11 protein-coding genes are annotated in these 11,867 nt (G+C 76.3%); 6 read left to right on the top strand and 5 right to left on the bottom strand.

The annotated features are described in order from the left end of the window. Window positions 1-15 precede the first annotated feature (15 nt). Window positions 16-99: a putative leader peptide gene (locus tag ACH5AR_RS31035; RefSeq protein ID WP_350526312.1), complete on the top strand. Its 84-nt coding sequence runs from the start codon at window positions 16-18 to the stop codon at window positions 97-99. Between the two features lie 442 nt (window positions 100-541). Beyond that, window positions 542-1,663 (top strand): acyl-CoA dehydrogenase family protein, encoded by a 1,122-nt coding sequence (locus ACH5AR_RS31030; protein WP_396304853.1) that lies wholly within the window; start codon window positions 542-544, stop codon window positions 1,661-1,663. A gap of 26 nt (window positions 1,664-1,689) precedes the next feature. Here the strand turns inward: ACH5AR_RS31030 and ACH5AR_RS31025 are convergent, their stop codons facing one another. Then, window positions 1,690-2,682 carry an aminoglycoside phosphotransferase family protein gene (locus ACH5AR_RS31025; protein WP_396304894.1) on the bottom strand — a complete coding sequence of 331 codons (993 nt, stop codon included), beginning with the start codon at window positions 2,680-2,682 and terminating at the stop codon, window positions 1,690-1,692. 762 nt (window positions 2,683-3,444) lie between these two features. On the opposite strand from ACH5AR_RS31025, the gene ACH5AR_RS31020 reads away from it, so the two are divergent. Further along, on the top strand, window positions 3,445-4,926 hold the full coding sequence (locus ACH5AR_RS31020) for a hypothetical protein (RefSeq protein ID WP_396304852.1): 1,482 nt from the start codon (window positions 3,445-3,447) through the stop codon (window positions 4,924-4,926). Window positions 4,927-5,077: 151 nt separating this feature from the next. On the opposite strand, the gene ACH5AR_RS31015 is transcribed toward ACH5AR_RS31020, so the two are convergent. Beyond that, window positions 5,078-5,629: a hypothetical protein gene (locus tag ACH5AR_RS31015; RefSeq protein WP_396304851.1), complete on the bottom strand. Its 552-nt coding sequence runs from the start codon at window positions 5,627-5,629 to the stop codon at window positions 5,078-5,080. A 301-nt stretch (window positions 5,630-5,930) separates the two neighbouring features. Between ACH5AR_RS31015 and ACH5AR_RS31010 the strand changes: the two genes are divergently transcribed. Then, on the top strand, window positions 5,931-7,439 hold the full coding sequence (locus ACH5AR_RS31010) for a HEAT repeat domain-containing protein (protein ID WP_396304850.1): 1,509 nt from the start codon (window positions 5,931-5,933) through the stop codon (window positions 7,437-7,439). Window positions 7,440-7,542: 103 nt separating this feature from the next. On the opposite strand, the gene ACH5AR_RS31005 is transcribed toward ACH5AR_RS31010, so the two are convergent. After that, window positions 7,543-8,385: an undecaprenyl-diphosphate phosphatase gene (locus ACH5AR_RS31005; RefSeq protein WP_396304893.1), complete on the bottom strand. Its 843-nt coding sequence runs from the start codon at window positions 8,383-8,385 to the stop codon at window positions 7,543-7,545. Window positions 8,386-8,625: 240 nt separating this feature from the next. Further along, on the bottom strand, window positions 8,626-9,321 hold the full coding sequence (locus tag ACH5AR_RS31000) for a class I SAM-dependent methyltransferase (RefSeq protein WP_396304849.1): 696 nt from the start codon (window positions 9,319-9,321) through the stop codon (window positions 8,626-8,628). 152 nt (window positions 9,322-9,473) lie between these two features. Between ACH5AR_RS31000 and ACH5AR_RS30995 the strand changes: the two genes are divergently transcribed. After that, window positions 9,474-10,028, top strand: a complete 555-nt coding sequence (locus ACH5AR_RS30995; protein ID WP_396304848.1) for a DUF4396 domain-containing protein — start codon at window positions 9,474-9,476, stop codon at window positions 10,026-10,028. A 267-nt stretch (window positions 10,029-10,295) separates the two neighbouring features. On the opposite strand, the gene ACH5AR_RS30990 is transcribed toward ACH5AR_RS30995, so the two are convergent. Next, window positions 10,296-10,832, bottom strand: a complete 537-nt coding sequence (locus ACH5AR_RS30990; RefSeq protein ID WP_396304847.1) for a PadR family transcriptional regulator — start codon at window positions 10,830-10,832, stop codon at window positions 10,296-10,298. A 131-nt stretch (window positions 10,833-10,963) separates the two neighbouring features. Between ACH5AR_RS30990 and ACH5AR_RS30985 the strand changes: the two genes are divergently transcribed. Then, window positions 10,964-11,734: an alpha/beta fold hydrolase gene (locus ACH5AR_RS30985; protein WP_396304846.1), complete on the top strand. Its 771-nt coding sequence runs from the start codon at window positions 10,964-10,966 to the stop codon at window positions 11,732-11,734. Window positions 11,735-11,867: the final 133 nt, after the last annotated feature.

Raw genomic sequence — 11,867 nt, 5'->3', positions numbered from 1 at the left:
CGTACAGTCGCGAACATGCCGTGCCGTCTTCCGCTGCTGACCCGTCGCAGGCATCTGGACCTGCGGCGCACCGCCAGCGCGGCGTGTCCGGGCCGCTGAGGGGGATTCCCGTCCCCCGACGGCGACACCGGGGGCGGTCGTGCCGGCCTCCGGGGCCGCCGTTCGCCACCGCGCGCCCGTCCGGCGTGCCGCCCGCACCTGTCGAGCCCACGCTGCCGCCCGGAGGCACCGCACCATGACGACCCGCGCCGCCAACCGTTCGACCGCCGATCGTCCGTCCGAGGAGCACGCGCCCGGCGGCCGGTCCGTCCGGGACCGCTCCCCCGGGAAGGCATCCGCCGGGAACCCCGCCTCAGGGGGCGCCCCGGCCGGGCGCCGTTCCCGGACCGCCGCTCCTTCGGCGGGTTCCGGCCCGTCGGTTTCCGGCCATCTCGAATCCACCGGTCCCGAATCCACCGATCCTGAGCCCACCGGCTCGACGTCCACCAGTGCGGCGCCCGACCGGCGCGCCGTCGAGGCCGCCCTCGCCGGACTGCCCCGGGTGGTCGACCTGCTGGCCGCCCGGGCCGAGGAGCACGACCGCGACGCGACCTTCCCGTACCAGGGGATCGAGGCCGTCCACGAGGCCGGACTGCTCACCCTCACCGTCTCCGAACGGTACGGCGGGCCGGGCGGAACGCTCGCCGACACCGTCCGGGTGCTGTCCCGACTCGGCCGCGGCGACGCCTCGGTGGCCGTGGTCACCGCCTGCACCCTGCTCCGGCACGCCGAGCAGGCCCGCCGGGCCGACTGGCCGACGGCCGGCTACCGACGGCTGCTCACCGAGTCCCGGCGCGGCCCGGTACTGGTCAACACGCTGCGGGCGGAGCCCGGCGCCGGGCCGGGGGAGCTGCCCGGGACGGTCGCCCGACGGGACGGCGAGGGCTGGCTGCTGACGGGCCGCAAGACGTACTGCACCGGAGCCGAGGCGCTCGCCTGGATGGCCGTCACGGCGCGGACCGACGAGGAGGAGCCGAGGGTCGGCACCTTCCTGGTCCGCGGCGAGAGCGAGGGCCTGGAGATCGATCCGACCTGGGACCAGCTCGGGCTGCGGGCCAGCGCCAGCCACGACGTCGTGCTGGACGCCGTCCGGGTGCCCGGCGAGCTCGTGCTCGGCCTGACGAACGGTCGCCGGACGGCCCGTCAGGACGCCGACGCCGAGGCCGCGCTCTCCCGGGCCTGGCACGACCTGGCGCTCTCCGCGGTGGCGATCGGGGTCGCCCGGGCCGCCGAGGCCTGGCTGATCCGCTTCCTCAACCAGCGGACCCCGGCCAACCTGACCGAGCCGCTCGGCACCCTGCCCCGCTACCGGACGGCCCTCGGCGAGATCGAGGCCCAGCTGGTCGGGGCCGAGGAACTGGTCGAGGGCTTGGCCCCCCGGGTGGACCGGGGCGAGCCGGAGGCCGTCGCCCGGACCGGCCCGGCCCAGCTGCTGGCCACCCGGGCCGCGACGGCGGCGGTCCAGCAGGCCGTCGCCCTGACCGGCAACCCCGGCCTGAGCCGGCGCCACCCGCTGGAGCGCTACCTGCGGGACGTGCTCAGCAGCCGGGTGCACCTGGCCCCGGAGGAGAACGTCCTGGAGGCCGTCGGCCGGGCCGCCCTGGAGCGGGGCGCCCGGCCGTAGGGCCCGTCCTGCGGGGTGCCCGCGGCTCAGCGGGTCCCGACCGCGGCACGGACGGCGCGGCGGGCGAGCGCCGCGTCGTCGTACAGCCGGCGGATCATGATCCGCTGCTCCTCGCCGGCGCCCGGCACGTCGTACAGCCGGATCTCCCGCATCAGCACCAGCACCAGGTTCACCAGGAAGGCGTCCCGGGCCATCGTGCCGCCGCTCTGGGCGAGTTGGCTGATCTGCCGGCGGGCCGCGGTGTCCCCGGACAGCACGCTCCAGAGCACCGCCAGGTCGTAGCCGGGCAGGTACCACCCGGCCTGCTCCCAGTCGACCAGGACCGGGCCGGACGGCGCCAGCAGCATGTTGCTGAGCAGGGCGTCGCCGTGGCAGAGCTGGAGCGGGGTGTGGCCGAGGCCGTGCAGCAGGCCGCGCAGGTCGCCGGCGTCCCGGTCGGTGAGCTGGCCCACCGAGTGGTAGCGGGCGATCTCCAACTGGTAGTCCAGGCGCGGCTGGAAGACGTCCGTCGGAGGCCGCCACAGGTTCAGCGTGCGGACCGCGGTGAGCAGCGCCCGCACCTCGCCCGGGGTGGGCGCGTTGACCGGGTGGCGCTCGCGGGCCGCCGGGCGCCCCGGGACGCGCTCCATGACCAGCACGCACCGGTCGTGGTCGGCCGCCACCAGGCGCGGCAGCCGTACCGGCGGACGGTGCCGGACGAAGGCCCGGTAGACCGCCACCTCGTGGTGGAAGTCGGCCACCAGCTGCTCGAAGTACTCACTCCGCACCGCCTGCGGCGCCAGGCACTTGGCGACCACCGGAGCCCGCCCGATGGTGCCCGCCACCAGGATGTGGCGGCTGCCCTCGCGCAGGACCTGGCGCGGGGTGAACGCGGGACATATCCGCGCGACACTGGCGAGCGCCGCCCGGACCGCCGGGGTCTGGAGCGCCGACGGATCGATCCGCTCCGGGCCGCCGCCGGGGTGGCCGGGCCGCCGGGCGCGCAGCACCTGGCCGTCGGCCTGGCGGGCCAGCGGCATCCGGCCGCCGGCCGGTGCGGCGGTCTCGGGGCCGCGCAGCCCCGGCGCGGTGCGTCCGGCGGGGCCCAGCGCGGTGCGGCCGCTCGGGACGACCCGGGTGTCCGTGGCCCGCCCCTCGGCGCCGCGCGCGGCCGAAGGCCGGCTCGCCGGGGGCACCGCCCTGGGGCCGGTGCGGCCGACGGCTGCGGTGGGGGGGCGCAGCGCGGGGCGGGTCGCGGTGGGCGTGGGGGTCGTCGCTGAGGAGTACATGGGCTGAGGGAGGTCCCTTCGGGTCCGTCTGCGGGTGCTGCCCCGCGGGGGCGGGGGTGGGCCGGTGCCGTGTGCTTCCTGGCGTGACGGCGGCCCTGCGGGTGGTGCGGTCGTGGTCCTGCGGCGGTGCGTCCTGCGGGCGGTGCGGCGGGTGGTGCGCGGGCGCCGGGCACGGACGCGGGGCCGGAACCCCTGGTCGGCGGTGTACCGGCCGTCCGCACCCTGGGGAATGCGGTCGACCGGCCTGCCGTGGCCGTGCCCGGCGCTCCCGCGCCACCCGGCCGCGCCACCCCCTCGGGTGAGGACCGGGAGCGCCCCGTGCCACGGTCGGGGGACTGCCCCGACGCTGGTGGGACGCCGCCCGACCCGGGGGGCGAGGTGGCGCACCCCTACAACACACCCCTCGGGCACTGGCTTAGTAGTCTGGCGGGCCCTGGCGAACGGTGGCGAATGCTCGCCCGGCACTTGCCGGAGCCTCTAGCCTCGGATCAGCCGAGGAACCTGGGGGCTTCGTTGAGCAGGGAACCCAACACCCGACTGGCCGACCTGTTCGTCCTGACCGGATGGTCGAAGGGCGAGCTCGCGCGGCTGGTCAACCGTCGGGGTGCCGCGATGGGGCAGCTGCAGCTGTCCACCGACACGTCGAGGGTACGGCGTTGGATCGAGCAGGGGGAGGTCCCGCGCGATCCGGTGCCGAGGGTGCTGGCGGCCGTGTTCACGGAGCGGCTCGGCCGTGTCGTCACCACTGAGGACCTCGGTCTGGAACGACACCGGCCCACCAGGTCCGGAGCGGAAGCGTCCGCAGCAGTGCCATGGTCGCCGGATCGAACAGCCGCGGTCCTCACCGAGTTCACGGGAATGGACCTCATGCTGAACCGACGTGGATTGGTGGGCGCGGGAGCCGCGCTCACGGCCGGGGCGGTCATCGCCGACTCGCTGAAGGGCTGGCTGGGCGGGGACGCCGTCGCGTACGCGGCCGCCGTCCCCGGGCCGCGGCAGGTGGCCACCGGGGGCGGAGCGCACCCGGTGGCGGACGCGTACGACGCGGGCCCGGTGGGGCTCGACGAGGTGGAGTCGCTGGAGCACTCGGTGCAGGTGTTCCGGGCCTGGGACGCGGCCCGCGGGGGCGGGTTGCAGCGCAAGGCCGTGGTCGGCCAACTGAACGAGGTCGGCGGCCTGTTGACGCACCGGCACGCGCCCGACGTGGAGCGGCGGCTGTGGCTGGTGGCGGCCAACCTGGCGGTGCTGGCGGGCTGGATGTCGCACGACGTGGGCCTGGAGCCCACCGCCCAGAAGTACTTCATGATGGCGGCCGACGCGGCCAAGGAGGCCGGCGACCGGCCGCGGGCCGGCGAGGCGATCTCGCGGGCCGCGCGGCAGATGGTGCACCTGGGCCGGGCCGACGACGCGCTCGACCTGATGGCGGCGGCGAAGGCGACCGGCGGGCGGCCGATGCCCAGGACCCGCGCCATGCTCAACACCGTCGAGGCCTGGGCGCACGCCTCGGTCGGGCACTCCCAGGACGCCTACCGGCTGCTCGGGGAGGCGGAGGAGCTGTTCGCCGAGGAGGCCACGGAGCCGCCGCCCTCGTGGATGCAGGTGTTCGACGAGGCCGAACTGCGCGGCATGCAGGCCCTGGTGCTGCGCACGCTGTCCGAGCACGACCTGCGGGCGGCCCCCGAGGCCCGCCGGCACGCGGAGCGGGTGATCACCCTGCGGGAGGGGACGGGGCAGCTGCGCTCGGCGCTGTTCGACCGGATCACCCTGGCCTCGGTGCACCTGATCACCGGGGAGCCGGACGCGGCGCGGTTCCAGGCCGAGACGGTGCTGAGCCTGATCGGCCAGAACTCCTCGCACCGGACCTGGGACCGGCTGCGCGAGATGTACCGGCTGACCGCGCAGTACCGGGGGCTGTCGTCGGTGGACGAGCTGCGGGAGGCGCTGGGGCGGGCACTGCGGGCGGCGGACGCCAAGAACCGGCGCCGGCTGGTCTGACGGGGCGCCGTGCTTCGGCGCCGACCCGGGCCCGGGTCGGACTCGGCCCGGCCGGGCGCGGGGGCCGGCCCCCGCGCGCGCCCGTGATCGGGTGGGCCCGGACCGGCTGGGCTCACGACCGGCTGGGCTCGGATCGTGCCGGGCTTTCGGATCAGAGCGGCGGGGCCGGGCGGAGGAGCACGCGCAGGGCGACGACGCTGCCGTCCGTGCCGAGGACGGGCTCGCCCGCGCACTCGACGCCGTCGTAGCGTCCGTCCGGCCTGCGGACCCGCAGGGTGCCGGCGGCGCACCGGCCGTGCACCAGGGCGTCGGTCATCATCCGCCGCAGCAGCGGCCGGTCCGACTCGGGGAGGCGGTGGGGCAGCCGGTCGAGGCTGAGCGGGCCGTGTTCCGGCTCGCAGCGGAGGAGGAGGTAGGCCTCCGGGCTCCAGTGGATCCCGTCGGTCAGCAGGTCCCACTCGGCGGAGCCGGTCAGGCCGTCGTCGAGCTGCCGGGGGTCGCCGCCGTCGCGGAGGCGGGGGCCGGACGGCTCCTGCGCCGTGCCGTCCACTCGGCCGCCCGTTCCGCCGTCGGCCCGGCCGCCGTCGCCGTCGACGGCCGGGCCGAGGCCGCACCGGGAGCCGACCGGAGCGCCCCCGCCCGTGGGGGCGCCGTCCTCGGCGGCGGCGCCCGGCGGGCGGGGGGCGCCTGAGGGCTTGTTCATGACGGACCCATCGCTCGGGAGCGGGCCGCCGTGGGGGCGGGCCGCTCGGACGGTGATCGGACAGTGAGAAGACTGTCGCACAGCGTCGTCACCCCTGCGGGCGATTTGGACAGAACGCAGGCAAAATTCCTCTGGCATATGCCACTGTGGCCGGAGCCGTCGTCGCCCTGTGTGCGGACGGGGTCCCGAGGCGGTAACCTTCGGTGATTCCGGCGCCCGGGCGCCCACCGCAGTACCGACCAGAGACCCCGGCGACGGAAATCCCGTTGCCACTACGACCGCCGCAACGGATGCTGACCTCATGTTCGAGCCAGTGATAGCACCCAGTGCCAGCCTCCTAGGCCTCCTCCAGCGAGGCCGCGGTGACGGGCAGCTCCACGCGCTGGCCGCCGACCGTGCCGAGGCCATCGCCGCGCTGGAGGAGTGCGTCACCAGGGACCCGCGAGCCGACTGGCAGGTCGAGAGTCGCTCCCTGTACTACGCGCGCATCTACATGGACCTGGAGGCCCCCCTCGACGGCATCGAGGACCACCTCCACTCCGCCGAGGACCTGGTCACCGACGACGAGAGCCGCACCGGCCTCGCCCTCTCCGTCCTCGGCCACCTCGCCGCGTACGGCCGGCGCGACGCGCTGCTGATGCTGCGCGAGTACGCCGCCACCGGCGCCAACTGGGCCTGGGCCCTGGACGAGCTCGCGCTGCGCGACGACGACCGCGGCCTGCTGCTGCTCGGCACCGCCGTGCTGGACCGCTTCGCGCCGGGCCCCGAGGGCGACGCCGAGCTGCGCGAGTTCATCCGCAACGCGTACGAGCCCCGGCCCTGGCGGCTGTGGGCGGCCTACCACCCCAGAGTGGCCGCGGCCAGCGAGCAGTCCCCCTTCGACCTGTGGCAGCGCCAGGTCAACCGCAGCGGGGTCACCCCCGGCTGGTCCACCGCCGACGTGCTGGCCTGGGCCGACCAGGGCGAGCTCGGCGGCCTCGGCGCCGGCGCCTTCCTCGGCCGGCCCGACGCCCGCCCGGAGCCCGCGCGCGACACCGGCTCGCCGTCCGGCCCCGACGCGGTGGACCGCCGTGCCGCCGCCGCCGCCCGCTGCCTGACCGCCGTGGTCCGCCCGGAGGACCGCCCGCTGCTGCTGGAAACGGCCCGCGACGGCCTGCCCGGCGCCCGCAGAGCCGCCCTGCGGTACCTGGTCGACCACCGCGATCCGGCCGCCGTCGAGCTGATCGAGGCCGCCGCCGCGGACGTGGACGACCGGATCGTCCGGGCCGCCCTGGAACTGCTCGGCCGGATGCGCGGCCCGGAGGTGCTGGCGCAGGCGCGCCGCTGGGCCGACCCGGCCAGCGGCGGCGCCGACAGCGCGCTCGGCGAGGCCGCCGTCCAGCTGCTGGCCGACGCGGGGGAGCCGGCCGACGCGCCGCTGGTGGTGGCCGGGCTGCGCCGCTGGGTCTCCGTGCGCGGGGTCGGCGGGACGGGGCTCGGGTCGCTGGTCGACGGTGCGGGGCGGCTCGCCGCCGCCGACGCCGTACCGGTCCTGCGCCACATCTACGGGGAGGCTGCCTCCTCGGACCTGCGCGGACGCGCCGCCCGGGCGCTGGCCGCGACCGACGTGCACTTTCCCGAGGGGCCCGCCGTCGAGTGCCTCTGGGACTGCGAGGAGTCCACACGTGAGCTCGCCGCGCGCCATGTCGCCACCACGGGTGACGCGCGTGTGCTGGAGCGGTTGCGCCGGCTCGCCGCCGACCCGGCCGAGGAGGCCGAGGTCCACGCCGCCGTCCGCGGCCGGCTGACCGCCCGGGAGTCCGGCAGGTAGGTCCCCGACGTCCAGTGGGCCGGGACACCGTGTCGGTGTCCCGGCCCACTCGTCTCCGCGGGTGCCCGGTCCGGACCTGCGGCCCGGAACCTGGAACGCGGTTCTACTTCACCGCGCCCGCGTCCGGCGCCAGCACGCCGCCGACGACCAGTCCGATGATCAGGACGCCGAGCAGGACCCGGTAGACCACGAAGGGCATGAAGCTGTTGTTCGAGATGTACTTCAGGAACCAGGCGATCGCCGCGTAGCCCACCGCGAAGGCGATCACGGTGGCCAGGATGGTCGGCCCCCAGGCCGGGGCGGGGCCCTCGCCGATCTTGAACAGCTCCAGCGCCCCGGAGGCGAGCACCGCCGGAATGGCCAGCAGGAACGAGTAGCGGGCCGCGGCCTCCCGGCTGTAGCCGAGCAGCAGGCCCGCGCTGATCGTGCCGCCCGAGCGGGACACGCCCGGGATCAGCGCCAGCGCCTGGGCGAGGCCGTAGGCGCCCGCGTGCGGCAGCGTGAGGTCGGTGATCGGCCGGGCGTGGCGGACGGCCCGGGTGCGGTCGGCGAAGGCCAGGACCAGGCCGAAGACGATCAGCGTGGTGCCGATGATCCGCAGGTCGCGCAGGTGGGTCTCGATGGTGTCCTGGAACAGCTTGCCCAGGATGCCGATCGGCAGGGTGCCGATGATCACGAACCAGCCCATCCGGGCGTCCGGGTCCGAGCGCAGCGCCGGCCGGAACAGGGAGAGCACCCAGGTCCTGATGATCGAGGCGATGTCCTTGCGGAAGTAGATCAGCACCGCCGTCTCGGTGCCGAGCTGGGTCACGGCGGTGAAGGCCGCGCCGGGGTCGTCCCAGCCGAGCAGGGCCGAGAAGACCCGCAGGTGGGCGCTGGAGGAGATCGGCAGGAACTCGGTGAGCCCCTGGATCAGGCCGAGGACGGCCCCGTGGAACCATTCGATCACCGGGCACCCGCCGGGGATATCCGTCGGGCGAGGGGCAGGGGCGGCATGGGCGGGTCCTTGCGGGTCGGAAGGCGTGCGGAGCCGCCGTGACCCGCCCGGCCCGCGGGCCGCGCGCGAGCCCGGCGCGCGGCTGATGGTACGGGGTGAAGGTAACGGTTCTTTGTTCACCCTTTGTTCGGGCTTTGCGCACAGGCCTCCTCGCCGCCCCGTGCCCGGCGCGGCCCCGCGGACAGGCCCCTAGAGCACCGGCCGAGCCCGGACCCAGGTGCGGTCCGCCGTCAGGTAGCGCTCCACCACCAGGTCGGCCTCCGCGAGCGCCTGTTCGAACGCCGCGGTGGTGAGCGGGCGGGAGAGGAAGGTCTGCGTCCAGGTGCCGTCCGGGAAGACGTACTCGAAGTGGACGGAGTGGACGCCGTCGCCGAGCGGGGTGTCCGAGACCAGCCGGGCCCGCGCGTCCGGGCCGATCACGCTCTCCCGCGGCACGTTCCGGTGCCAGTCCTCGCCCTCGCGCTGCACCAGTACGCAGCCGTCCTCGGTGACGTGCCGGCGGCAGGTCTCCAGCAGGCCCCGGCGGACCGCCACGTCCCCGGCGTGGACCAGGAAGGAGGCGAGCAGGACGACGTCGAAGCGCTCGTCGAGCTCCAGCGCCTCGATCGGGCTGCGCACCGTGCGGATTCCCGGGCGGACCCGGGCCAGCATCTCGGCGGACTCGTCCACGGCCGTCACGGTGAAGCCGCGGTCGGTCAGCGGATGCGTCATCCGGCCGACGCCGCAGCCGAGTTCGAGGATGCGCGCGCCGGGCGGTATCGCCGCCTCGATCACGTCCGGGGCGTCGCCCACGGGGAGACGGCTCCACACCTCGACGGCGCAGCCGTCCGGGGTGATCGCGCCCGCGCCGGTTCCGTCGTAGCCCTTGCGTCGTTCGTCTGCCATGCCGCTCATCGGAGCACGGTCGGGCGCACGGGGGAAGAGGGCGCCGGAAGGCGATTGCTGGATACCCCATGGGGGTATATGTTCGACGAGCGAGAAGCGATGAAGTGACGGAGGCGGCGCCGAGGAGGCGCCCTGGCGAGGAGGAGGGCGACATGGCGCACCCTGCGCGGCGGCACGAGGAGCACGGACGACCCGGGCGCGGGCACGGGCACGCGGACCAGGGCGACGCGGCCCATGCCGGGCACCACCAGGCCCACGGTGGCGGCGGCACGGGCTGGCGGCCGGCGGTGCAGGCGACGCTGCACTGCCTCACCGGCTGCGCCGTCGGCGAGATCCTCGGGATGGTGCTCGGCACCGCCCTCGGCCTGCACAACGGGGCGACGGTGGTGCTCTCGATCGTCCTGGCCTTCGCCTTCGGCTACGCGCTGACCATGCGCGGCGTGCTGGCGGCCGGCCTGGAGGTGGGTGCGGCGGTCAGGGTCGCACTGGCCGCCGACACCGTCTCGATCCTGGTGATGGAGCTGATCGACAACACCGTGATGGTCGCCGTGCCGGGGGCGATGGACGCCGGCCTCGGCGACCTGCTGTTCTGGGCGTCGCTGGCGGGGTCGCTCGCCCTGGCGTTCCTGCTGACCGTCCCGGTGAACCGGTGGATGATCGGCCGGGGGCGCGGCCACGCCGTGGTGCACGCCCACCACCGGCGCTGATCCCGCGCCTCCGGAGCACCGGGCGCTCTCGCCTGCGGCCCGGGGGGCCCCCGGGGGGGGGGGGGGGGGGGGCGGGGGGGCGGGGGGGGGCGGGGGGGGCGGGGCGGGGGGGGGGGGGGGGCGGCGGCCCCCCGCGGGGGCGGCCGTTTCCCCCCCGCCGCGGGGCGGCGGGCGGGTGGCCGGGGGGCCCCCCCCCCGGGGGGGGGGGGCGGGCCCGGGGCCGCGGCGCGTCCGGGGCGGACGATCGGCGCGTCCGGGGGTGGCCGGTCAGCGTGCGCCGCCGTCCTCCAGGGCGGCCAGGGTCGCGCGCAGCCAGGCGAGTTCGGCCTCGGTGGTCGCGCGGGCGACCAGCAGCAGGCCGCGCCGGAACGGGTCGGCGAACTCCTCGGCCCCGACCGGGCGGTCGCCCTCGTAGAAGAAGCTGGCCGGCTCGGCGAGGAAGGCCAGTCGGCGGCGGAGCACGGCGGCCTGGGCGGCGGGGTCGGCGAGGTGGCGCAGGAAGGCGAGCACGGTGAACCAGCGGTTCTCGTCGCTGACGTCGAGCGGTTCGGGCTCGCGCAGCCGGTCGAGCAGTGCGGCGCGGCCGGCCTCGGTGAGGTGCAGGGTGTGCCGGGGTGCGGCGGCGCTGCCCGGCTCGGTCTCGCGGACCAGCAGGCCGTCGGCCTCCAGGCGCTTGATCGCGGGGTAGAGCGTGCCGTCGCTGATCGGGCGCACGTGCCCGGTGAGTGCGGCGAGGTGGCGGCGCAGCTCGTAGCCGTGCAGGGGGCGGTCGTACAGGAACCCGAGGATGGCGAGCTTCAGCATGGGGCCACTCTCCCAGATCCCTCCCTCGGCGGGGCGGTATATCGCTACCGTGATACCTCGAATCCGAGGTATGGTCCCTTTCCGTCGGTCGGCCTCCAGGAAGCCGGCCCCGGGAAGAGGAGCGAGTGAGCATGCGCGAGGCCCCCGTCACCCCGAACGGCGACCGGATCCGCTGGGTCGAGCTGCCCGGCGCCGAGCCGGCCCGGCTCTACCTGCACGGGCTCGGCGCCACCTCCCCGGCCTACTTCGCGGCCGCCGCCGCCCACCCGCTGCTGGCCGGTCGGCGCTCGCTGCTGCTGGACCTGCTCGGCTTCGGCCTCAGCGACCGGCCGGCGGACTTCGGCTACACGCTGGAGGAGCACGCGGACGCCGTCGCGGCGGCGGTCGCGGCCGCCGGGCCGGAGCGGGTCGAGGTGGTCGGCCACAGCATGGGCGGGGCGGTCGCGATCGTGCTCGCCCGGCGGCACCCGCGGCTGGTCGAGCGGCTGCTCCTGGTGGACGCCAACCTGGACCGGATCGAACCCGACCGGCGTCGCACCGGCAGCAGCGGCATCGCGGCCTACACCGAGGAGGAGTTCCTGGCCGGGGGGCGGGCGGAAGTCGCCGAGCGGGTCGGCCCGTTCTGGTGGTCCACCATGCGGCTGGCCGGGCCGGAGGCGCTCCACCGCAGCGCCCGTCACCTCGCCAGGGGGACCGAGCCGAGCATGCGCGAGCTGCTGACCGGCCTCGACCTCCCGCGCACCTTCCTCCACCCGGCGGCGGACGGCGAGCCGTCCGGCACCGACGGGCTCCGCGCGGCCGGCGTGCGGGTGGTCGCGGTGCCGGACTGCGGGCACAGCATCATGCTGGACAACCCGGAGGGCTTCGCGGCCGCCGCGGCGGAGGCGCTCGGGCGGCGGTGAGCGGGCGGGGGCGGGCTACGGCGGGGGCCGCTCGACGGTCTGGGGGCCCCAGCCCGTCCGCGCGGCGCCCCTGGAGGCTTCTTCGGCGCCGAGGGGCAGTGCCAGGGGCGGCAGGGCTTCCCGCTCCGGCGGG

This window comes from Kitasatospora sp. NPDC018619, assembly GCF_044391605.1.
Lineage (GTDB): Bacteria > Actinomycetota > Actinomycetes > Streptomycetales > Streptomycetaceae > Kitasatospora.
The sequence above is the reverse complement of the archived record's forward strand: the minus strand, read 5'-3'. Positions and strand labels throughout refer to the sequence as shown.

Bases quoted from the DNA above. Each gene is read 5' to 3' on its own strand.
- ACH5AR_RS31035 (WP_350526312.1), top strand. From the start codon at position 16: ATGCCGTGCCGTCTTCCGCTGCTGACCCGTCGCAGGCATCTGGACCTG.
- ACH5AR_RS31000 (WP_396304849.1), bottom strand. From the start codon at position 9,321: ATGGCAGACGAACGACGCAAGGGCTACGACGGAACCGGCGCGGGCGCG.
- ACH5AR_RS31025 (WP_396304894.1), bottom strand. From the start codon at position 2,682: ATGCCGCTGGCCCGCCAGGCCGACGGCCAGGTGCTGCGCGCCCGGCGG.
- ACH5AR_RS30985 (WP_396304846.1), top strand. From the start codon at position 10,964: ATGCGCGAGGCCCCCGTCACCCCGAACGGCGACCGGATCCGCTGGGTC.
- ACH5AR_RS31010 (WP_396304850.1), top strand. From the start codon at position 5,931: ATGTTCGAGCCAGTGATAGCACCCAGTGCCAGCCTCCTAGGCCTCCTC.
- ACH5AR_RS30990 (WP_396304847.1), bottom strand. From the start codon at position 10,832: ATGCTGAAGCTCGCCATCCTCGGGTTCCTGTACGACCGCCCCCTGCAC.
- ACH5AR_RS30995 (WP_396304848.1), top strand. From the start codon at position 9,474: ATGGCGCACCCTGCGCGGCGGCACGAGGAGCACGGACGACCCGGGCGC.
- ACH5AR_RS31015 (WP_396304851.1), bottom strand. From the start codon at position 5,629: ATGAACAAGCCCTCAGGCGCCCCCCGCCCGCCGGGCGCCGCCGCCGAG.